Genomic DNA, 19,624 nt, shown 5'->3' with positions numbered 1-19,624 from the left:
CATACCATCGCGGACAGGAATGCGATAGGCGGGAAAATCCTCTGCTCGCCAGAGGGGCTCGCATTTTACTTCGCAAAACAAGGAGGATATAAAAATGATCAGATTATTTGAACAGCATCATATCAGGCAGGTGCAGGAGCTTGACGGAATGTGGGAGTTCAGGATGGAAGGATTTGAGGGTGAATATCAGCTTCCCGTGCCGGGCTGCTGGGAACAGCATCCTGATTTCCTGGCGCACAGGGGCAGGGGTGAGTACCGGAAGAAGATTTATGTTAAAAATGCGGGAAACCTGAGGTTGGAATTTAAGGGGGTAAGCCATACGGCTGACGTTTCTTTTGATGGGAAGGCGATTGTCAGCCATTACAACGCCTTCACTCCTTTTTCGGCAGTGATTGCAGATGTGGAAAAGGGAGAGCATGAGCTGAGGATCGCTGTGGACAATACCTTCGGTGAGCATTCGGCGCTTCATATACCCAACGATTATTACACATACGGCGGAATTACCCGGCCTGCCGCAGTGGAGTATATTCCGGATACCTACATAAAAAATATCCGTTTTACGCCGCAGCTTACATGCGGCCGCTGGAGCGCTGAAACAGAAGTATTCGTATGTAATGTGAGCGAGCGGGAAATGGAGATCAGCTTGGAGGTTAAGCTGGCCGGATGCTGTATGGAAAAGACGGTGACAGTGGGCGCCGGCTGTGAAGAACGTCTGGTTTTTGCTATGGAATTTGACGAAGTGCAGGCATGGTCCAATGCGCAGCCCGCTCTCTACTTCCTTCAGGCAGTGTTGTCGGTAAACGGAGAGCCGACGGATGATTTGATTGAACGGGTGGGCTTCAGGACAGTAACCCTGGACGGTTCCAAAATCATGGTAAACGGCGAGGCTGTGTATTTGAAGGGCTTTAACCGTCATGAGGATTATGCTTCCGTAGGTTGTGCAATCCCGCTTCAGCTTATGGCGCAGGATATGGAGCTGATGCAGGAGGCGGGAGCGAATGCGCTGAGAACCTGCCATTATCCCAACGATGAAAGATTCCTGGATCTGTGTGATGAACGGGGAATCCTGGTCTGGGAGGAAAATCATGCCCGTGGACTGGGGCTTGAAAGCATGCAGAACCCCAATTTTGACAGGCAGTGTGAAGACTGTATCCGGGAAATGATTGAAAATCATTACAACCATCCTTCTATTATTATCTGGGGAATTTTAAATGAATGTGCAAGCGAAACAGAAGAGGGGAGGGAAAAATATGCCAGGCAGTATGCGCAGATAAAGAGCATGGATGCCTCCCGGCCCACTACCTCGGCTACCTGCCGCCATTTTACGGATATCAGTCTGGATCTTCCTGACATTGTATCCTTTAACATGTATTCCGGCTGGTATCAGGACTGCTCGGTGGAGGAACGCAACCGTCAGGAAACTGACTGGATTAAAGCGGCGGGCGGCGCAGGCAAGCCCATCATTGTGAGCGAGCTTGGCGCAGGGGCCATCTATGGGTACCGTGACCGTTCAAGATGTAAATGGAGTGAGGAGCGGCAGGCGGATATTATCCGGGAAAATCTTGAAGTTTACATGAATGATGACGATATCACCGGCGTCTTTATATGGCAGTTTGCCGACTGCCGCGTAACGGAGGAAGGACAGTGGTTTGCCTCCCGTGCCAGATGCCATAACAACAAGGGAGTCGTGGATGAATACCGCAGACCCAAGATTGCCTTTGACACGGTAAAGGAGATTTTCACAACCACTCGCGTCTGAGAAGGGCATAGTAAAAGCTGCTGATATAAACCGGCCTGCCTGCCGCATCCTTTTTGAAGGACGCATCCTCCAGAAAATGCCCTTCCAGACGGAAGCCCAGGCGTTCCAGAAGCCGGGCGGATTTCACTATCTTTGATTAAGGCAGTGGGCAAGCAACCATTTGGCCACTCCATCCTCATTGTTACAGGGGATTATGTCCGTTGCAATCTCTTTCAGTTCGGGAGCTGCGTTGGCAACAGCGTAGCATTCATCGGCAATGCGGAACATGGGGATATCGTTTATTCCATCGCCGAAGCAGACAATGTGGCGGCAGCCCAGAAGCCGGGCAAGATGCAGTACGGCATTGGCCTTTGAGGTTTTGGTAGGCATGATTTCCAGCCATTGTTCACCGCTGTAAATATCTTTTTGATAAACGCAGTAAAATTCTTCTTTAAATTGTAGATATAATGGATATAGCTTCTCCTCGCTGTCGATGCAGGTGAAATAAAAGCAGTCATCGGTGGGAAGCTGTGCGGCATCAGCAACCGGAGTGTTCCTTACATCATTCCTTCTTTCTGACAGAAAAGCGGAAATCCCGCTGTTCTGTCTGTCCCTGCAGTAGGAGAATCTTTCACAGCCGCCGGTATGGGAATAGACTATCGGATAAACGCCGGAGGAGAGAAGCTGCCTGAGAATCAGCTCTGCCGATGTTTTGTCAAAAAAACGGGAATACAATATTTCACGGGTTTTGCTGTCCTGAATGAAGCTGCCGTTGTAAACGATAACAGGGATTCCCGCCGTTATATTTTCCGTTATTTTTGAAGCGGTGAGAATGGAACGCGCAGTGGCGTAGGAAAAATGAAGTCCCTGCTTCACCAGCATGTTGATGGCTTCGGCAGTAAAGGCGGATATGGTCTGATCATTTTTCATCAGTGTTCCGTCCAGATCTGAAATATACAGGGTTGCCGGCATGATGCTCCTTTCTGCTGCGGTGCAGCTTCTGCCAGGGAATAAGCTTCGTCAATATAACCGAAAAAAATACACTGAAAAAGAAACAGACTGCCAACCTTACGGGCTGACCGCAAAATAAAGCTCACTGAAGCTTTCTCCCTGATTAACCCTCTTTAATAAGGAAAGCAGGCCGCTTCGCCCATTCTTTTCCAGCCATTTTGATACCTCATGTCCCGCAAGACAGTATCTGGCCCTTCTGTCCTCCGTGCTACCGGAAAAGAAGGTTTCTCCGGAACCGTATTCGGAAAGGGACGGGATATTCTGTCCGTTGTCCGTCAGCTTCAGCCAGGTTTCATTGCTGTACGGCTCGCGGTAGTCGTTCTGCACAGCCAGCCCCTCATCAAACCATATGGGAATGGATGAGGTGTCCGTGCTGTTCTGATAGATCCGCTGGTGGGTTTCCGCGTGGGTCATTTCGTGGGCGAGAACGTCTGCAGTCAGAAATTCGGAGGAGAGGGATGTATAGGAATGCACACCGTTTATCAGCAGAGTCATGGTATCATGGTCGCCGCCAAGGCGTTTTATTTTGTGCTCATTGTCACAAATGATAAGCGTGGGGACGCTTTCCATTCCACCGAACAGTTCAGTCACTCTCTGCCTTGCTTCCTCCAGCGTGGCAAGCAGCTCCTCAGGCTTTCCGTTCCAGCCATTTTCCACATAGACATGATCGGTAAGCTTTGAAAAACCATGAATAGAAACAGAGATACGATAACCGGAAGGAGTGAAGCAGAAAAAATAAATCATAACCGCAGCAGTTGCGGATGCCAGCAGTACGGTGGCTATGAGCAAGATCCTTTTTAGTTTTGTCATATTTCTTCCACAGTTGTTTTCTGCCTTTCTTCGTATTTTTTCAGAGCTTCCTTGAGTTCGTTTTCAGGAATGGAGCTGAGGGTGGAATTATGGTAGGCAGGATTGCAGGTTACGTCTTCAAGAAACCAGTCGGGAGGAATAAAAGCGTTGGCCTCCTCCTCCGTAGGAAATTCTACTTCTGCGATAATTAGCGGTGTGAAGGGTTCGAGGAAAACATCCAGCTCAATCGTATAGGGCTCCAACGGGATGAGATAACGGCGTTTGCCTATGATATTGCCGTCCGCCTTTTGGATTAAATGGCGGTAGGCTTCTTCATTCAGGGGAAGATTGTATTCCTCCCTGGCCATAAGGCCTTTGCCCTTGTAGGTAAGATAACAGGTGTCGTCCTCCCGGCGGACACGGACAACCGGATTCGTATTCAAATAACCCTGCTCAATGAGATGGTGCGGATATTGTGAGAGATTCCCCGGGATGCTGCGTACGGTGAATTTCCGTTCTATTTCCATGATAAATACCTCTTTTCTCCCGCTTACCGGGCGGGCGCTGTGTCAGCGGCGGGCCAGTACAGCCCGCCTGTCTCCAGTTTAGCATACGGTGGGTCCGAACACAAATAATGTAAACAAAATTAAGGAAATATTCACAGTTTTTTTATTGGATATTGGCCGGATTTTTGATACAATGAACAAGGACACAAAGAGTAGGTAAAAAACATAGTTGAACATATTGAGTTCGGGATTGGAGTGTGAATAATGAGCAGAATCGGTATTTTTTTTGCGGAGGGTTATGAAGAGGTTGAGGCTTTAACTGTGGTGGATCTGGCCAGAAGGGCCGGACTTGAAATCGATATGATTTCAGTGACCGGCGGCCGGGAGGTCACGGGTTCCCATGGTATTACTGTAAAAATGGACAAGGTATTTTCCGAAGTTGATTTCGGCGGGCTGGACATGCTGGTGCTCCCGGGCGGGCTGCCGGGGACTAAGAACCTGGAGAACTGTCAGGAACTGATGGAAAAGCTGGATGAATTTTATGCGTCAGAGAATAAATATGTGGCTGCAGTCTGTGCGGCACCCAGTATTTTCGGTCACAGAGGCTATCTGAAGGGCAGAAGGGCAACCTCGTTCCCTGATTTTGAGTGCCATCTGGAAGGCTCCGTGGTTACCCACGGTTCGGCCGAGGTGGACGGGAATGTGGTTACTGGCCGGGGAATGGGATGCGCAATTCCCTTCGGGCTGGCTATAGTGGAACTGTTCCAGGGAAAAAATGCGGCGGATGCGCTTGCAGAGAAGATTGTATACACAAGATAAGAAAGAATAGGTAACTGAAGGACACCCGGCAGTTACGGAAAAGGGAGTATTAGCAGCAAATGAATATTTTATTTTTTCTTACCCCTAAAAGCGACGTGGCTTATGTGGAGGAGGACGACAGTCTCCGACAGGTGCTGGAAAAAATGGAGCACCACGGGTATGCGGCTGTTCCCCTGCTTTCCTCCGAGGGAAGATATATCGGAACCATTACGGAAGGAGATGTGCTCTGGAAGCTGAAAAAGGAAGGCTTTCCCGAGCTTCATGAGATGGAAGAGATTTCCGTCATGGAAATGATACGTAATCGGGATAATAAGCCGGTGCATGTGAATGTGGATATGGAAGGCCTTTTGGATAAGGTGATGCATCAGAATTTTGTCCCGGTGGTGGATGATGATAAGGTATTTATAGGTATTGTTACAAGAAAGGACGTCATTCAGTATCTGATGGATGAACTGAAAAAGAAAAAAAAGACGGACTCCCAGGAAAAAATCCAGATTATGGTGCCTGCGGGAAACTGAAAAATCGGTAAGGGCTGAAAGAATGGCGTGTCTTACGACAGCTTTATATTCCGGAAAACAAAAATCCCGGCTTGCATTAAGCAAGCCGGGATATCTGCATTCAGAGAGAGTTATTTCATCTGCTCTTCCTGTTTTCTGATCATTCTACGAACCATTTCTCCGCCGATAGAACCAGCTTCTTTGGAAGTAAGGTCTCCGTTGTAGCCCTCTTTCAGGTTAACGCCTAATTCAGAAGCTACCTCTGTTTTAAAACGATCCATTGCTGCCTTTGCTTCAGGGACCTCTACTCTATTAGATCTGTTTGAACTTGCCATTTGAATTCACCTCCGTAATTCTTGTTTCTTTTTCTTTGTTTTATTTAGATAAGCAAGCGGCTCCATCCGTTGTGCCGCTCGCTTATCCAGGGGGATGTCTGAACTTGCGTGTCGGCGTTCCGTTTGTTTCCGTCGCTTATCTTGATGTTATTATTTGCGGAATTCATTTAATTATTATGACAATTATTGGGAAATGATTTTTTTAAATTTAAGGGGTGGGAAAGGCGTGAGAGCAGGGAGGAAAGGGAGTGGGAGGCGGGGATGTTTTTGTTGTGGCGGGCGGAGGCTGTATGGGTTTTCAGCGTGCAGTAGAAAAAAGGCGGTGTTTTCTAATCGTTTCCTGCACGGGCGAAGGGAAGCCTTAAAACAGCAGAACTCCTCGCAGGCTCGTCGGACATTGCTGTTTTGGCGGCTATCGCCCGTTTCGGAAGCGATAAGAAAACATCGTCTTTTTTCCAGATTTAAACGAGAGATAGGGTTTGGGTGGCGAGGAGGGTGGCTTCTTCGGGGGAGTGGGTGACAAGGAGGACGGTTTTGGGGGTGGGGGAGTCTGCGGCGGCGGTTTGGAGGGCGGTTTGGGTGTAGGTTATGACCTGGAGGCGGGTCTGGGCGTCCAGGCCTTTGAAGGGTTCATCCAAAAGGAGGAGGTCGTAGGGGGCTAAAAGGGCGCGAAGGAGGGCGACGCGGCGGCGCTGGCCTCCGGAGAGTTCGCGGACGGGCTGGGCGGCGCAGGAGAGGATGCCGGTGGCTTCCAGGGCGTCGGTGATGGCGCGGCGGGGAAAGTGGGTTCCGGCAGTAAGGCGGATGTTGGATACGGGGCTCAGGTTGTCGCAGAGGCGGTCTTCCTGGAAGACGGCGGAGATGCGTTGGTTTGTAAGGCCCAGGATAGTGCCGGAATCTGGGGTCTCCAGGCCCATGAGGATGCGCAGGAGGGTAGTTTTGCCGGCGCCGGAGGGAGCCATCAGGGCTGTGATGGAGCCGGCTTTGATGGTGAGGCTTAAGTTGTCCAGCACTTTTTTGTCCCGGTAGCTTTTACAAAGTCCGGTAATTTGGATATCGGCGGGCATAGGAATCTTTCTCCTTTACATTTTTTCTATGAGGGCTACGGTTTTGTCTATGAAGCGGAGGAACAGCTTTTCAAAGATGACGCTGATTAGTACGATGACCAGCGTCCAGGAAAAAAGGTCTGGGGTTTCCAGGTATACTTTGGCTTCGTATAGCTTTTCTCCGATGGAGCCTTTGGGGATGCCGATGACCTCGGCGGCAACGCCGGCTTTCCAGCATAGTCCCAGAGAGAGGGAAAAGCCGGTCCGCAGATAGGGAAGGAGCTGGGAGAGATAGATGTAGCGGATGCGGCGGAACAGCGGAATACGGAAAACCTGGGCCATTTCCAGCAGCTTCCGGTCAGTGCTGAGGATGCCGCCCAGGACGTTGGTGTAGATGACCGGCAGCACCATCAGGAAGGAGATGACGACGGAGAGGTTCCGGGAGGGAACCCAAATGAGCACCAGGATGATGAAGGATGCCACAGGAACGGCTTTGATGGCTGCCATGGCGGGGGCCAGGAGGTCGCGGACAAAACGGAAGGCGGCGGAAAGGGAGGCAAGCAGGGTGCCGCACAGGGATGCCAGGAGGAAACCGCCTATGATCCGGAAAAAGGAGAAGGCGATGGAACCCCAGAAATCGGACTGGACGGCGAGGACGGTGAGGCGGCGTAAGACGGAAACAGGAGATACCAGAAGTATCTCCTGCCCGATATACAGGCTGGCCAGTTCCCAGACTGCCAGCCAGACGGCCACCGCCCAGGGACGGAGCCGGTTATCCGCTGTCTGCTTTTTTTTGTTTTTGTCAGGATGAATGGCTTTGTTTTGTCTGCGCATTCTGAAATCTCCTAAGGGTATGGTTATCTGCTGTAGTAGAAATCGTCAGCAGGAAGCTTTCCTCCCACAGCCTTGGGATTCTGGCCAAAGAGGACGTTAAGATAGCCGGAAAGCTTTTCTTTCATTTCAGTTCCTTCTATAAAAGTAATGTTGCAGTAGGGAAGGGCTTTCACGGCAACTGCGGCGGGAACGATGTCATATTTTTCAATAAGGGCCGCTGCATCTTCGGTGCTGCCGTTTACGAAATCAACGGATTCCTTATAGGAATCAAGGAAAGCGCTGACTGCTTCGGGATTTTCTGCTGCAAAATCCGTACGTACCACAACTACGCCGGTGATAAGGGCGCTGGGCGTTTCCACGCCGGCCTGCAGTGCATCCCATTCTTTCGTCAGGTCAAGGGCGATGCGGATGCTGTCGTTTTTGGCCTGGGCCGTGGTTACAAAGGGCTGGGGAAGCATGGCGATTCCGCCTTCGCCGGAGGAAAGGGCAGCAACGCATTCGGAGTGCTCGGATTTCCATTCGATGGTCACATCCTTTTCCGGATCAATTCCGTTGGAAGAAAGAATGTAATTCAGGGCATACTCAGGAGTGGAGCCTTTTCCGCTGGCGTAAATTGTCTTTCCTTTCAGATCGGCGGCAGTCTGCACGGTATCACCGCTTTCTACTATATAAAGCACGCCAAGGGTGTTGACTGCAAGCACCTGGATTTTGCCTTCGGTATTATTGTAAAGTACGCTTGCCAGATTGGCGGGAACGGCGGCGATGTCCGCATCTCCCTGTACCAGCCGGGGCGTCACTTCGTCAGCGGATGCTGCGATTGTGAATTCATAAGCATTGCCGCCTACAGGGCCGGCTTCTGCGGTATCCATGAGCTGTACCATTCCCATGGCCGTAGGTCCCTTCAGCGCCATGACGCGTACTGCGGTTTCTTCGCCGGAAGCCTCTGCGGGCTGGCTTCCTTCTGTTTCGGCCACAGTAGTTTCCTGCTGGGAAACAGTTTCTGTTTCGGCCGCTGATTCCATAGTGGATTCTGCAGCGGAGGCGGATTCCGCCTGGCCGGCAGTTTCAGCCGGTGTGCTTGCAGCCTTGCCGCTGCAGCCTGCAAGCAGGGAAGCGGTCAGCGTGAGCGCTGCTAATACGGATAAGATTTTTTTCATAAGTTTTCCTCCATTGATTGAAAATTATGCCCGGTTCTTCTGCACTGGACGTGCCTGAAAATTATTTCCGGCGTTATCTGGGGGAAGGGCCGGGCCTGACCTGCGCCTGCATGGCTTTGGAAGTGATGCCTTCAATCCGGCCCAGACGCCCGGAAAGCGCGCTGATGCGGCCCGGATCGGCACTGACTATGATGGAAATGATATTCATTGATTTCTCCCGGTAGGGAATACCCATCCTGCCGATAATGCAGTCGCTGAATTCGTGAAGCAGGTCGTTGACCTTTGATGCGGCCGCGTTGTCCGTGATAAAAATGCCGATGATTGCCACCTTTTCTTCCATAACAGATCGGTTCCTTTCTGATTCAGTTCTAAAGATTAAGAAAGCCCTCCCGGGCAGACTCCGGGAAGGCTTGTAAGGTTTCGCTATGCCACCCTTTCTTTACTTCAGGAATCCTTTGGTATCAGAAAAAAGTTATTAAAGTAACACAGGCTGTCCAGAAGGGAATGTAAATTGCCGCCCGCACAGGCTGACCTTCATTATAATACAAAAACCCAAAAAAAGCTAGTATTTTTCAATACTTTATGCTATAATCGTAAAATGACTGTGAACACCCGGAGACATTGGCGCCGGGCGGGCATAAATTGGGTGGTAATACCCCGGAAAGCCTGTGTTTATGCAGGATAAAAGTTGGTTGGTCTTGAAGTCCCATACCGACGCCGATAAGTGATAAGAACCATGAATCACGAAAGTGAAATACAAGGAGGAAGCAGTAAAATGAGTTTACAGGTGGAAAAACTGGAAAAAAACATGGCAAAGCTTACAATTGAAGTTCCGGCAGAAGAGCTGGAAGCTGCTATTGAAAAGGCTTACCAGAAAAATAAGGGAAAAATTCAGATTCCCGGATTCCGTAAGGGTAAAGTGCCACGCAAGATGATCGAGCAGTTGTACGGTAAGGAATTCTTCTATGAAGATGCTGCCAATGCCCTGATTCCCGAAGCATACGAAAAGGCTGTGGAAGAGTGCGAAGATACAATAGTTTCTTCCCCCAAGGTAGATGTAACGCAGATCGAAGGAGGAAAGCCTTTTATTTTCACAGCGGAAGTAGCCCTGAAGCCGGAAGTAACCCTTGGAAAATATAAGGGTGTGGAAGTGGAGAAGATCGACATCACAGTATCCGATGAAGAGGTGGATGCGGATCTGAACCAGCAGAGGGAGAACAATTCCAGAATGGTGACCGTGGAAAGAGCGGTTGCGGACGGAGACGTTGCAGTTATTGACTTTGAAGGCTTTGTTGACGATGTTGCTTTTGAGGGCGGCAAGGGCGAGAACTACTCCCTGGCTATCGGCTCCCATTCTTTCATTGATAACTTTGAAGAGCAGCTGATTGGAAAGAATGCCGGAGAAGACGTAGAGGTTAACGTAACCTTCCCCGAAGAGTATCAGGCGAAGGAACTGGCCGGAAAGCCTGCCGTATTCAAGGTAAGCATCAAGGAAGTTAAGGAAAAGCAGCTTCCTGAGCTGGATGATGAGTTCGCTTCAGAGGTTTCTGATTTTGAAACCCTGGCTGAATATAAGGAAGACATCAGAAAGAAACTGTCTGAGAAGAAGGAACAGGATGCCAAGAATGCCAAAGAGGATGCCGTAATCGAAGCTATCATCGCAGAAGCGCAGATGGAAATCCCGGATGCCATGATCGAGACACAGCAGAGACAGATGGTTGATGATTTCGCACAGAGACTGCAGATGCAGGGCATGAACCTGGATATGTACTGCCAGTACACCGGACAGACTCCTGCAAGCATGGTGGAATCCATCAAGCCTCAGGCCCTGAAGAGAATCCAGTCCAGACTGGTGCTGGAAGCAGTGGCGGCCGCTGAGAAGATTGAAGCTTCCGAAGAAGATTTCGATAAGGAAATCGAGAAGATGGCAGCCTCCTATCAGATGGAAACCGATAAGGTAAGGGAAATCATGGGAGAAGCCGGCAAGAAGCAGATCATGGAAGACCTGGCAGTTTCCAAGGCAGCTGATTTCGTAAGAGAGAACGCGAAGGAAAAAAAAGCAAAGGCTAAAAAAGCGAAGAGTGAAGAATAATCGTAACAGCTCAGGCGGGCTTGCGCATTCACTGCGTAAACCGTGAGAAAAAGTGGCGGCAGCAGGCGTCCGCCCCTCGCCGAAGGCGATTTTTAATGGGCGGATGCAGTAACAGTTCGGCCAAAGGCTGAACTGTTACGAATAATCTATAAAAGGTTATAAAACTTTTCTTAATTAAATGAATGCCTTATTGCAAAAGAAACGTATGTGCGATACTATAGAGTGTGTTTAAGTTCATATACTTTTGACCGTACATTCCCGAAACACATATTTGCACAGAAACTTAAGAAGCGAAACGGAGGCAGAAAAATGAGTTTAGTACCTTATGTCATTGAGCAGAACAGTCATGGGGAACGTTCCTATGATATCTATTCAAGGCTTTTGAAAGACAGAATTATTTTCCTGGGGGAGGAAGTGAACGATACCACGGCCAGCCTGGTTGTGGCACAGCTTCTCTTCCTGGAAGCCGAGGATCCGGAGAAGGATATCCATCTTTACATCAACAGCCCCGGAGGGTCTGTGACGGCAGGTATGGCGATTTATGATACCATGCAGTTTGTAAAATGTGACGTATCCACCATCTGTATCGGCATGGCGGCCAGCATGGGGGCATTCCTTCTGGCTGGCGGCACAAAGGGCAAGAGAATGGCCCTTCCCAATGCGGAGATCATGATTCATCAGCCTTCCGGCGGTACGCAGGGGCAGGCAACCGAGATTGAGATCACTGCGAAGCATATCCTGCAGACCAAGGAAAAGCTTGCAAGAATCCTTGCACAGAATACCGGTCAGGATTTTGAAGTCGTTATGGCAGATACCGAAAGGGATAACTGGAAGACGGCGGAAGAAGCGAAAGCTTACGGACTGATCGACAGCGTTATCATATCAAGAGCAGATGCCCAGAAACAGGCATAAATTTTTTCCGGGTATACTGCCGCTTTGCGGCGGTGTATCCGGTAAGTTTTGACGCAGATGTCAAATGTTCCCCGCGGGTCCGCCCTGCAGGGCGGAACGGATGCATACGGCATTGTATTGCAGCCGCAGGGGACCGGACAGCTGTACTTTGGCAAAGTATTTTTGAAGGGAAAATTAAGGATAACTATTCAGCCAGCCAGGCGCAGTAAATGCGCTGAGGGCAAGAAAGTGATGCAGGAGCGCCTGAATCCATCGCCGAAGGCGATTTAAGATGGAGCCTGGCAGCAACTGGGAAGGGACTGAACAGTTACAAATTGAGGTAAAAAAATGGCAGGTAGAAATTCAGACGACCAGATAAGATGTTCTTTTTGTAATAAGACGCAGGATCAGGTCCGTAAATTAATTGCTGGCCCGAATGGTGTCTATATCTGTGACGAGTGCGTAGATATCTGTGCGGATATTATTGAGGAAGAATATGAAGATGAAGCACCGGAAGAAGCGATGGACATCAATCTTCTGAAGCCTGTGGAAATAAAGGAATTCCTCGATGATTACGTGATCGGCCAGGATGAAGCGAAGAAGGTTTTGTCGGTTGCGGTATATAATCATTATAAACGCGTGACCGCAGAGAAGGATGCGGATGATGTTGAACTTCAGAAGAGCAATATCATCATGGTCGGCCCCACGGGTTCCGGTAAGACCTATCTGGCACAGACACTTGCCAAGATTATCAACGTACCGTTTGCAATTGCGGACGCTACAACGCTGACGGAAGCAGGCTATGTAGGAGAGGATGTGGAAAACATTCTCCTGAAGCTGATTCAGGCGGCGGATTATGATGTGGAACGAGCACAGTATGGAATCATTTATATTGATGAAATAGATAAAATTACAAAAAAGAGCGAAAATGTATCCATTACCAGAGATGTATCAGGAGAGGGTGTACAGCAGGCGCTTCTTAAGATTATAGAAGGCACTGTTGCAAGCGTTCCGCCTCAGGGAGGCAGGAAGCATCCCCATCAGGAGCTGATACAGATTGACACTTCCAATATTCTTTTTATTTGCGGCGGAGCTTTTGACGGCCTGGATAAAATTGTGGAAACGCGCCTGGATAGAAAATCGATCGGTTTTAATGCTGAAATAGCTGATAAGAGTACCAGGGAGATGGGTGAGCTTCTTGCAGAGGTGACACCTACCGACCTTGTTAAGTATGGTCTGATTCCGGAGTTTGTCGGCCGTGTGCCGGTGAATGTATCCCTCCAGGGACTGGACAGGGAAGCAATGATGCGCATTCTCACAGAGCCTAAGAATGCTCTGGTGAAGCAGTATCAGAAGCTGTTTTCCTTTGACCATGTTAAACTTACTTTTGAGCCTGATGCAGTGGAAGCAATTGCCGAGAAGGCAATGGAGAGAAAGACCGGTGCGAGAGGACTTCGTTCTATCCTGGAGAATGTGATGATGGATGTGATGTACCGCATCCCTTCCGATGACACAATTGAACAGTGCATTATCACTAAAGAAGCCGTGGACGGAGAAAGTAAGCCTTTGGTTGTCCATCGGGAAACCGGGGGACGGCTGGAAGATTATAGAGAAGCACAGTAATTGGTTAAGATAACGCCGCCCTTTTTTAAGGGCGGCGTTTATGGTAATATATAACAGCTGCTGCGCGCTGGATGATTTCATGAAGGGCAGACAGCGGGAGCAGTAAAAAAACAAACAGATGAGGCCGGCCGTGCTCGGAAAAGGAGAGAGAGCAGTACGGCTGCTTGCCAAGATATAGGGATAATCAAAATGGAAGAAAATACAAAAGCAGGAAATATGAATTTGGATGAAATTATAACAGATTATGCATCCTCAGAAGAACAGAATGGAAATTCCACAAGAGTCCTTCAGGTACCCACAGTAGCGCTGCGTGGTATGACAGTGCTTCCGGGCTTGGTGATTCATTTTGACTTAAGCCGCACAAAATCCATTTTGGCAGTGGAACAGGCTATGATGAGCGATCAGAGGGTTTTTCTGGTAGGCCAGAAGGATGTGGAAGAGGATGATCCGGATTATACCAAGGTATATCATATGGGATGTCTTGCCCAGATCAAACAGGTAACCAGGCTGCCTGAAAATGTGGTGCGCGTGCTTGTAGAAGGGCTTGACCGGGCAATTTTGCGCGGTTTTTCGGATGAAGAGAAAAATTATCTGGTAGGGGAGATCGAAATTGTGGAATCCCCTCTCCATCTGGAAGGCGTTGCCGAGGGCAGCACCATCGAAGAAGAAGCCATGATGCGCAATCTTCGTGAGCTGTTCATGGAGTTCTGTTCCTTCTTCCCGAGAATCGGTAAGACTATGCTGAAGCATTTTGACGGCACCTTCAGCCTGGGTGTGCTGATGGATGAACTGATCGAAAGCATGCCTGTTACCTTTGACAAAAAGCAGGCGGTTTTAGAGGCTGTCGATCTGGGAACCCGTTATCAGGTGCTTGCGAAAATCCTTTATGAGGAAATCGAGGTTGCCAAAATCAGGACGGAGCTTACGGAACAGGTCAAGGGCCGGATGGAGAAAAACCAGAAGGAATATATGCTTCGTGAGCAGATGAACTATATCCGTGAAGAGCTGGGTGAAGATAATGTAATGTCCGATGCGGAGCAGTTCCAGCAGGAGCTGAACAAGCTGAAGGCGGGCCGGGAGGTCAAGGAAAAAATACAGAAGGAAATCAACCGTTTCAGGAGCCTGGGACAGGGAAGCGCCGAATCCTCCGTGGAAAGAGGATATCTGGAAACCCTTCTGGAGCTGCCCTGGGATAAGGTTTCCAAGGATAATACAGACATTAAGCGGGCAGAACAGATTCTGGAGCGTGATCATTACGGTCTGGAGCAGGTAAAGGAGAGAATCCTGGAATTCCTGGCGGTCAGAAGCCTGACAAAGCGGGGAGACAGTCCGATTATCTGTCTGGTGGGACCTCCGGGAACAGGCAAGACCTCCATTGCAAGAAGCGTGGCGGAATCCCTGAATAAAAAGTACGTCCGCATCTGCCTGGGCGGCGTCAGGGATGAGGCGGAAATCAGAGGACACCGCCGTACCTATGTGGGCGCCATGCCCGGACGCATTGTCACCGGACTGAAGCAGGCCGGGGTGAAAAATCCGCTGATGCTTCTGGACGAGATTGATAAGGTAAGCAGTGATTACAGGGGTGATACCTCCTCTGCGCTGCTGGAGGTGCTGGACAGTGAACAGAACAACCATTTCAGGGATCACTATGTGGAAATCCCGGTGGATCTGTCCGAGGTGCTGTTCATAGCTACTGCCAATTCCACGGCGGAAATACCCAGGCCTTTGCTGGACCGCATGGAAATCATTGAAGTGACAAGCTATACGGCCAATGAAAAATTCCACATCGCCAGGGAGCATCTGATCGCAAAGCAGCTGGAAAAGAACGGCCTGGATGCAAAGAAGCTGACTATCAGCGATGGGGCGCTGCGGGAAATCATACTTTCCTATACAAGCGAGGCAGGTGTCCGCGAGCTGGAGCGAAAGATCGGGGAAATATGCCGGAAGGCGGCAAGACAGTTGCTGGAGCAGAAAAAGCCGGCGGTTCATGTTACCGGAAGGAATCTGGAGCAGTATCTGGGCAAACGTAAAATTGCCAGGGATAAGGCCAATGATAAGGACGATATCGGTATTGTGCGCGGACTGGCCTGGACGAGCGTAGGCGGCGTTACCATGCAGGTTGAAGTGAACATGATGCCCGGAAAAGGGGAAATCAGGCTTACGGGACAGCTGGGAGATGTGATGAAGGAATCCGCGCTTACGGGCATGAGCTACATCCGGTCCGTCAGCGATGAATACAGCCTGCCGGAGGATACCTTTACCGCCTATGATTTCCATATCCATATCCCGGAGGGAGCAGTGCCCAAGGACGGGCCTTCCGCAGGCATCACCATGGCGACGGCAATGCTGTCCGCCATTACCAGGACTCCTGTCAGGGCAAATGTGGCCATGACGGGTGAGATCACCTTAAGAGGCCGTGTGCTTGCTATCGGCGGCCTGAAGGAAAAGCTGCTGGCAGCCAAGACTGCGGGAATGAAGACAGTGCTTGTTCCCAAAGAAAACGAAAAGGACGTGGAGGAAATCTCCAAGGAAATCAAGAGCGGCCTGGATATCATTCTGGTGGAAAAAATGGAAGAGGTAATCCGGCACGCGTTTGCAGAAAAATAAAAAGCGGCCGGACAGGCACGGCGGTCTGCCCATGGTCAGGCTGCCGGAAAAAGGGCAGGCAGAAAGGAACCAATATGATAATTAAAAATGTAAACCTGGAAACCGTATGCGGCATAACAAGTACGCTGCCTGACAACACACTTCCGGAAATCGCTTTTGCAGGAAAGAGCAATGTGGGAAAATCCTCCCTCATCAATGCGGTTATGAACAGAAAGTCCCTTGCAAGGACCTCCGCCCAGCCGGGAAAGACACAGACCATTAATTTTTACAATATCAATGATGCTTTCTATCTGGTGGATCTGCCGGGTTACGGTTATGCGAAAGCCAATGAGGCGGTGAAGGCCCAGTGGGGAAAAATGATTGAGAGATACCTGCGCAGCTCGAAAAAGCTGAAGGCGGTATTCCTGCTGATCGATATCCGCCATGAACCCTCCGCCAATGATAAGCAGATGTATCAGTGGATTCTGTATCAGGGATATCATCCGATTATTATTGCCACAAAAATGGATAAACTGAACAGAAGCCAGATTCCGAAGGCTGTAAAAACGGTGAAGCAGGGCTTGGAAGCGGAAAAGGATGCGGTGGTCATTCCATTTTCCGCCCAGACCAAGCAGGGACGGGAAGAAATCTATGATTTGATTGACAATCTGCTTGCAGGGGAGGGAGCGCAGGCGGATTAACCCGAAGCAGACTGGAAAGGCAGGTGTACGGGATATGCAGCAATCCGGTTCAACGAAGTATATTAAGGCGGTGCTGAATCTGCTTACGGCGGTGGTTCTTTTGCTGCTGGTGATTTTTGTGCTGCCCAGACTGTTGGGATTTTTCATGCCTTTTGTAGTGGGCTGGATCATTGCCATGATAGCCAACCCTCTGGTGCGTTTCTTTGAACAGAAAATTAAAATCAGGAGGAAGGCAGGCTCCGCCATCGTCATTGTGGCGGTGCTGGCGCTGGTCATCGGCCTGGGCTATCTGATTATCGCCAAGCTGGTATCCGAGGGCGCCGGATTTGTATCCGAACTGCCATCCATCTGGAATAACCTGGAACGGGACATGAATCAGGTGGGGGATAACCTCACGGATCTCTACGCCCGTTTTCCGCTGGATTTCCGGGATAAAATAACCACGGTGATTGACAGGCTGGGCCAGTATATCGGAGAGGCCGTCAATGGGCTGAGCGCGCCTACGGTAACTGCAGTGGGGAATTTTGCAAAAAATATTCCTTCGATTATCGTCAGTACGATTATGTGCCTTCTGTCCGCTTATTTTTTCGTGGCGGAAAAGGATAACATCGGCAGGTTTATGAAAAAGAATCTGCCGGAAAGCTTCCGCAGAAAGTGGAATATCCTGTCCTCCAGCCTTACAGGGGCATTGGGGGGATATTTTAAGGCACAGTTTAAAATTGAGATCTGGATCTATCTTGTGCTGATGGTGGGGCTATGGATTTTAAAGGTGAAATATTCCCTGCTCATTGCGCTTTTAATCGCATTTCTTGATTTTTTCCCAATCTTTGGGACCGGCGCGGTCCTCTGGCCCTGGGCTTTGATTGAACTGCTGGCCGGGGATTACCGCATGGCGCTGAGCCTGATGATAATCTGGGGAGTTGCCCAGCTGCTTCGTCAGATTATACAGCCCAAGATCGTGGGGGATTCCATCGGAGTACCTCCTGTTCCAACGTTGTTTCTTCTCTTTATCGGCTATAAGATTGGAAGCGTGTTGGGGATGATCCTGGCGGTGCCCGTAGGAATTGTTGTGCTGAATATGTATGAAGCGGGCCTGTTTGAAACGACACAGAACAGCATACGGATTTTGATAAACGGTTTTAACCGGTTCAGAAGGCTGAATAAGGAGGACCTGGAAGAATAATGAAGAAGGTAGCGGTTTTTAATTTAAGGGAATTTGATGAAGCGGAATGGTTTGAAAAATATGCCGGGGATCTGGGGCTGGAGCTTTCCACGTGCCCGGATGCGCCGGATATGGATAATATCGCATCCGTTACGGAGGGCTGTGAATGCGCCGATATCATTACCTCCCAGATTACCAGGGAGCTGATGGCGGAGTTTGCCAGGAACGGCATCCGTTACATCACCACAAGGACCATAGGCTATGATCATGTGGATCTGGAGGCTGCCAGGGAATTCGGCATCCATGTGGGCAATGCGCCCTACGGGCCGAATGGGGTGGCGGATTATACAGTAATGCTGATTCTCATGAGCATCCGCAAAATGAAACGTATCCTGGAGAGGACCAATATCCAGGATTATACGCTGGAAGGAATCCAGGGCAGGGAGCTGAAGGATCTTACGGTGGGCGTAATTGGGACGGGACGCATAGGACGTACCGTTATCAGTAACCTGAGCGGCTTTGGCTGCCGTATCCTGGCCTATGATCTGTATGAAAACGAGGAAGTGAAGCGTTACGGACAGTATGTTTCCCTGGAGGAGCTGTGGAGGGAAGCGGATGTAATCACCATGCATACGCCTCTGACCGAGGAAAACTTCCATCTGGTGAATGAAAAAACGCTGTCACAGATGAAGGACGGCGTTGTGATCGTCAACACGGCCAGAGGCGCGCTCATCGATTCCGAGGCTCTGATTGCGGGAATCGAAAACGGAAAAATAGGCGCGGCCGCCCTGGATGTGGTGGAGAATGAGTTCGGACTGTATTATTACGACCATAAGTCAGATGTGCTTTCCAACCGGGAGCTTGCTATCCTGCGGGGGTTCCCCAATGTGACGGTTTCCCATCATATGGCGTTTTATACGGATAACTATACAAAAACGGTGGTAAGGGATTCCCTTTCCAGCTGTAAGCTGTTCATGGAAGGGAAAAAGAATCCCTGGGAGGTTTGTTGATTGCGTAATTTCAAAATAGTTCTTCAATATGAGGGCACAAGATATAAGGGCTGGCAGAAGCAGGGCGGAACGAATGCGGGCCGCAGGGAGGATGCGGAGTCTTCCGACAGCAGTTTCCTGGAAACAAATGCGAAGGAATACACCATCCAGGGAAAGCTTGAACGCCTGCTGTCCCGCATTGCCGGGGAACCGGTGGAAATCCATGGCTCCGGCCGCACGGATGCAGGCGTCCATGCTTACGGTCAGGTCGCCAGCTTCCATATGGATACGAAGCTGACTGCGGAGGCCCTGATGGAGAAGATAAACAGCTATCTTCCTGAGGATATTGCCGTGATTTCCATAGAAGAGGTGCCTGACCGCTTCCATGCCAGGCTGGGCGCGAAGGGAAAAACCTATCGCTACCGGGTGTTAAACAGCAGCGTGCCACATATATTTGAAAGAAGGTATGTCTGGCAGGTCCCGGAAAAGCTGGATGTGCAGGCCATGTGCAAAGCGGCCTCATACCTGGAGGGCACTCACGATTTTAAGGCGTTTACTTCCACAAAGAAGGGGAAAAAATCCACGGTGCGCACCATCGAAGCTATTGAAATTGTCCGATGCGGGGATGAAATCCATTTTACCTTCCGGGGAAACGGGTTTTTATTCCACATGGTGCGTATCCTGATGGGGACTCTGATTGAAACAGGTAAGAAGAACCGCAGGCCTGAAGAGATGCCGGCTATTCTGGAAAGCGGGCTCCGGGAAAATGCGGGGCCGCTGGCTCCTGCCTGTGGACTGGCGCTGATGGAAGTAAGCTATTGATCCGGTGTCTGGCAGGAGCGCACCGG

19 protein-coding genes are annotated in these 19,624 nt (G+C 50.0%); 11 read left to right on the top strand and 8 right to left on the bottom strand.

Annotated features, from left to right (window positions below):
• Positions 1–94: 94 nt before the first annotated feature.
• The gene (locus tag DXC51_RS05535) at positions 95–1,759 is read left to right on the top strand and encodes a glycoside hydrolase family 2 protein (RefSeq protein WP_025488942.1); all 1,665 of its coding nucleotides are present in this window, start codon (positions 95–97) and stop codon (positions 1,757–1,759) included.
• A gap of 126 nt (positions 1,760–1,885) precedes the next feature.
• Here the strand turns inward: DXC51_RS05535 and DXC51_RS05530 are convergent, their stop codons facing one another.
• From DXC51_RS05530 to DXC51_RS05520, 3 genes are all read right to left on the bottom strand, one after another.
• A complete protein-coding gene (locus DXC51_RS05530; RefSeq protein ID WP_025488943.1) occupies positions 1,886–2,710 on the bottom strand; it encodes a Cof-type HAD-IIB family hydrolase in 825 nt (274 codons plus the stop codon).
• Between the two features lie 96 nt (positions 2,711–2,806).
• Positions 2,807–3,559 carry a hypothetical protein gene (locus tag DXC51_RS05525; protein WP_025488944.1) on the bottom strand — a complete coding sequence of 251 codons (753 nt, stop codon included), beginning with the start codon at positions 3,557–3,559 and terminating at the stop codon, positions 2,807–2,809.
• The gene (locus DXC51_RS05520; RefSeq protein ID WP_021638418.1) at positions 3,556–4,065 is read right to left on the bottom strand and encodes a CYTH domain-containing protein; all 510 of its coding nucleotides are present in this window, start codon (positions 4,063–4,065) and stop codon (positions 3,556–3,558) included. Before DXC51_RS05520 ends, DXC51_RS05525 begins: the two co-directional genes overlap by 4 nt.
• Positions 4,066–4,308: 243 nt before the next feature.
• Here DXC51_RS05520 and DXC51_RS05515 point away from each other — a divergent pair, with 243 nt between their 5' ends.
• Both DXC51_RS05515 and DXC51_RS05510 read left to right on the top strand, forming a co-directional pair.
• On the top strand, positions 4,309–4,863 hold the full coding sequence (locus tag DXC51_RS05515; protein ID WP_025488945.1) for a DJ-1 family glyoxalase III: 555 nt from the start codon (positions 4,309–4,311) through the stop codon (positions 4,861–4,863).
• 59 nt (positions 4,864–4,922) lie between these two features.
• Positions 4,923–5,381 (top strand): CBS domain-containing protein, encoded by a 459-nt coding sequence (locus DXC51_RS05510; RefSeq protein WP_021638420.1) that lies wholly within the window; start codon positions 4,923–4,925, stop codon positions 5,379–5,381.
• 110 nt (positions 5,382–5,491) lie between these two features.
• Here DXC51_RS05510 and DXC51_RS05505 read toward each other — a convergent pair whose 3' ends face one another.
• From DXC51_RS05505 to DXC51_RS05485, 5 genes are all read right to left on the bottom strand, one after another.
• Complete coding sequence (locus DXC51_RS05505; RefSeq protein ID WP_021638421.1) at positions 5,492–5,695, bottom strand: alpha/beta-type small acid-soluble spore protein; 204 nt, start codon at positions 5,693–5,695, stop codon at positions 5,492–5,494.
• A 461-nt stretch (positions 5,696–6,156) separates the two neighbouring features.
• The gene (locus tag DXC51_RS05500; RefSeq protein ID WP_117531231.1) at positions 6,157–6,762 is read right to left on the bottom strand and encodes an ATP-binding cassette domain-containing protein; all 606 of its coding nucleotides are present in this window, start codon (positions 6,760–6,762) and stop codon (positions 6,157–6,159) included.
• Between the two features lie 15 nt (positions 6,763–6,777).
• Positions 6,778–7,575: an ABC transporter permease gene (locus DXC51_RS05495; RefSeq protein WP_025488947.1), complete on the bottom strand. Its 798-nt coding sequence runs from the start codon at positions 7,573–7,575 to the stop codon at positions 6,778–6,780.
• Between the two features lie 23 nt (positions 7,576–7,598).
• Positions 7,599–8,732: an ABC transporter substrate-binding protein gene (locus tag DXC51_RS05490; RefSeq protein WP_025488948.1), complete on the bottom strand. Its 1,134-nt coding sequence runs from the start codon at positions 8,730–8,732 to the stop codon at positions 7,599–7,601.
• Positions 8,733–8,805: 73 nt separating this feature from the next.
• A complete protein-coding gene (locus DXC51_RS05485) occupies positions 8,806–9,072 on the bottom strand; it encodes a TM1266 family iron-only hydrogenase system putative regulator (RefSeq protein ID WP_025488949.1) in 267 nt (88 codons plus the stop codon).
• A gap of 435 nt (positions 9,073–9,507) precedes the next feature.
• Between DXC51_RS05485 and tig the strand changes: the two genes are divergently transcribed.
• The 8 genes from tig to truA all read left to right on the top strand — a co-directional run bounded on the left by tig (position 9,508) and on the right by truA (position 19,598).
• Complete coding sequence (gene tig / locus DXC51_RS05480) at positions 9,508–10,824, top strand: trigger factor (RefSeq protein ID WP_025488950.1); 1,317 nt, start codon at positions 9,508–9,510, stop codon at positions 10,822–10,824.
• Between the two features lie 309 nt (positions 10,825–11,133).
• Positions 11,134–11,736, top strand: coding sequence for an ATP-dependent Clp endopeptidase proteolytic subunit ClpP (gene clpP / locus DXC51_RS05475; RefSeq protein ID WP_021636601.1), 603 nt, complete (start codon positions 11,134–11,136; stop codon positions 11,734–11,736).
• Positions 11,737–12,063: 327 nt separating this feature from the next.
• Positions 12,064–13,338 carry an ATP-dependent Clp protease ATP-binding subunit ClpX gene (gene clpX / locus DXC51_RS05465; RefSeq protein WP_021636603.1) on the top strand — a complete coding sequence of 425 codons (1,275 nt, stop codon included), beginning with the start codon at positions 12,064–12,066 and terminating at the stop codon, positions 13,336–13,338.
• Positions 13,339–13,554: 216 nt separating this feature from the next.
• Positions 13,555–15,945, top strand: a complete 2,391-nt coding sequence (gene lon, locus DXC51_RS05460; RefSeq protein WP_243003132.1) for an endopeptidase La — start codon at positions 13,555–13,557, stop codon at positions 15,943–15,945.
• A gap of 74 nt (positions 15,946–16,019) precedes the next feature.
• Positions 16,020–16,625, top strand: a complete 606-nt coding sequence (gene yihA / locus DXC51_RS05455; protein WP_021636605.1) for a ribosome biogenesis GTP-binding protein YihA/YsxC — start codon at positions 16,020–16,022, stop codon at positions 16,623–16,625.
• A gap of 34 nt (positions 16,626–16,659) precedes the next feature.
• Positions 16,660–17,808 (top strand): sporulation integral membrane protein YtvI, encoded by a 1,149-nt coding sequence (gene ytvI / locus DXC51_RS05450; protein ID WP_021636606.1) that lies wholly within the window; start codon positions 16,660–16,662, stop codon positions 17,806–17,808.
• Positions 17,808–18,797, top strand: coding sequence for a D-isomer specific 2-hydroxyacid dehydrogenase family protein (locus DXC51_RS05445; protein WP_025488953.1), 990 nt, complete (start codon positions 17,808–17,810; stop codon positions 18,795–18,797). The genes ytvI and DXC51_RS05445 overlap by 1 nt, the downstream gene beginning before the upstream one ends.
• Positions 18,798–19,598, top strand: coding sequence for a tRNA pseudouridine(38-40) synthase TruA (gene truA / locus DXC51_RS05440; RefSeq protein WP_102287921.1), 801 nt, complete (start codon positions 18,798–18,800; stop codon positions 19,596–19,598).
• Positions 19,599–19,624: the final 26 nt, after the last annotated feature.

The sequence above is a fragment of the Eisenbergiella massiliensis genome (genome assembly GCF_003435485.1).
The sequence above is the reverse complement of the archived record's forward strand: the minus strand, read 5'-3'. Positions and strand labels throughout refer to the sequence as shown.

Bases quoted from the DNA above. Each gene is read 5' to 3' on its own strand.
- DXC51_RS05535 (WP_025488942.1), top strand. From the start codon at position 95: ATGATCAGATTATTTGAACAGCATCATATCAGGCAGGTGCAGGAGCTT.
- DXC51_RS05530 (WP_025488943.1), bottom strand. From the start codon at position 2,710: ATGCCGGCAACCCTGTATATTTCAGATCTGGACGGAACACTGATGAAA.
- DXC51_RS05525 (WP_025488944.1), bottom strand. From the start codon at position 3,559: ATGACAAAACTAAAAAGGATCTTGCTCATAGCCACCGTACTGCTGGCA.
- DXC51_RS05520 (WP_021638418.1), bottom strand. From the start codon at position 4,065: ATGGAAATAGAACGGAAATTCACCGTACGCAGCATCCCGGGGAATCTC.
- DXC51_RS05515 (WP_025488945.1), top strand. From the start codon at position 4,309: ATGAGCAGAATCGGTATTTTTTTTGCGGAGGGTTATGAAGAGGTTGAG.
- DXC51_RS05510 (WP_021638420.1), top strand. From the start codon at position 4,923: ATGAATATTTTATTTTTTCTTACCCCTAAAAGCGACGTGGCTTATGTG.
- DXC51_RS05505 (WP_021638421.1), bottom strand. From the start codon at position 5,695: ATGGCAAGTTCAAACAGATCTAATAGAGTAGAGGTCCCTGAAGCAAAG.
- DXC51_RS05500 (WP_117531231.1), bottom strand. From the start codon at position 6,762: ATGCCCGCCGATATCCAAATTACCGGACTTTGTAAAAGCTACCGGGAC.
- DXC51_RS05495 (WP_025488947.1), bottom strand. From the start codon at position 7,575: ATGCGCAGACAAAACAAAGCCATTCATCCTGACAAAAACAAAAAAAAG.
- DXC51_RS05490 (WP_025488948.1), bottom strand. From the start codon at position 8,732: ATGAAAAAAATCTTATCCGTATTAGCAGCGCTCACGCTGACCGCTTCC.
- DXC51_RS05485 (WP_025488949.1), bottom strand. From the start codon at position 9,072: ATGGAAGAAAAGGTGGCAATCATCGGCATTTTTATCACGGACAACGCG.
- tig (WP_025488950.1), top strand. From the start codon at position 9,508: ATGAGTTTACAGGTGGAAAAACTGGAAAAAAACATGGCAAAGCTTACA.
- clpP (WP_021636601.1), top strand. From the start codon at position 11,134: ATGAGTTTAGTACCTTATGTCATTGAGCAGAACAGTCATGGGGAACGT.
- clpX (WP_021636603.1), top strand. From the start codon at position 12,064: ATGGCAGGTAGAAATTCAGACGACCAGATAAGATGTTCTTTTTGTAAT.
- lon (WP_243003132.1), top strand. From the start codon at position 13,555: ATGAATTTGGATGAAATTATAACAGATTATGCATCCTCAGAAGAACAG.
- yihA (WP_021636605.1), top strand. From the start codon at position 16,020: ATGATAATTAAAAATGTAAACCTGGAAACCGTATGCGGCATAACAAGT.
- ytvI (WP_021636606.1), top strand. From the start codon at position 16,660: ATGCAGCAATCCGGTTCAACGAAGTATATTAAGGCGGTGCTGAATCTG.
- DXC51_RS05445 (WP_025488953.1), top strand. From the start codon at position 17,808: ATGAAGAAGGTAGCGGTTTTTAATTTAAGGGAATTTGATGAAGCGGAA.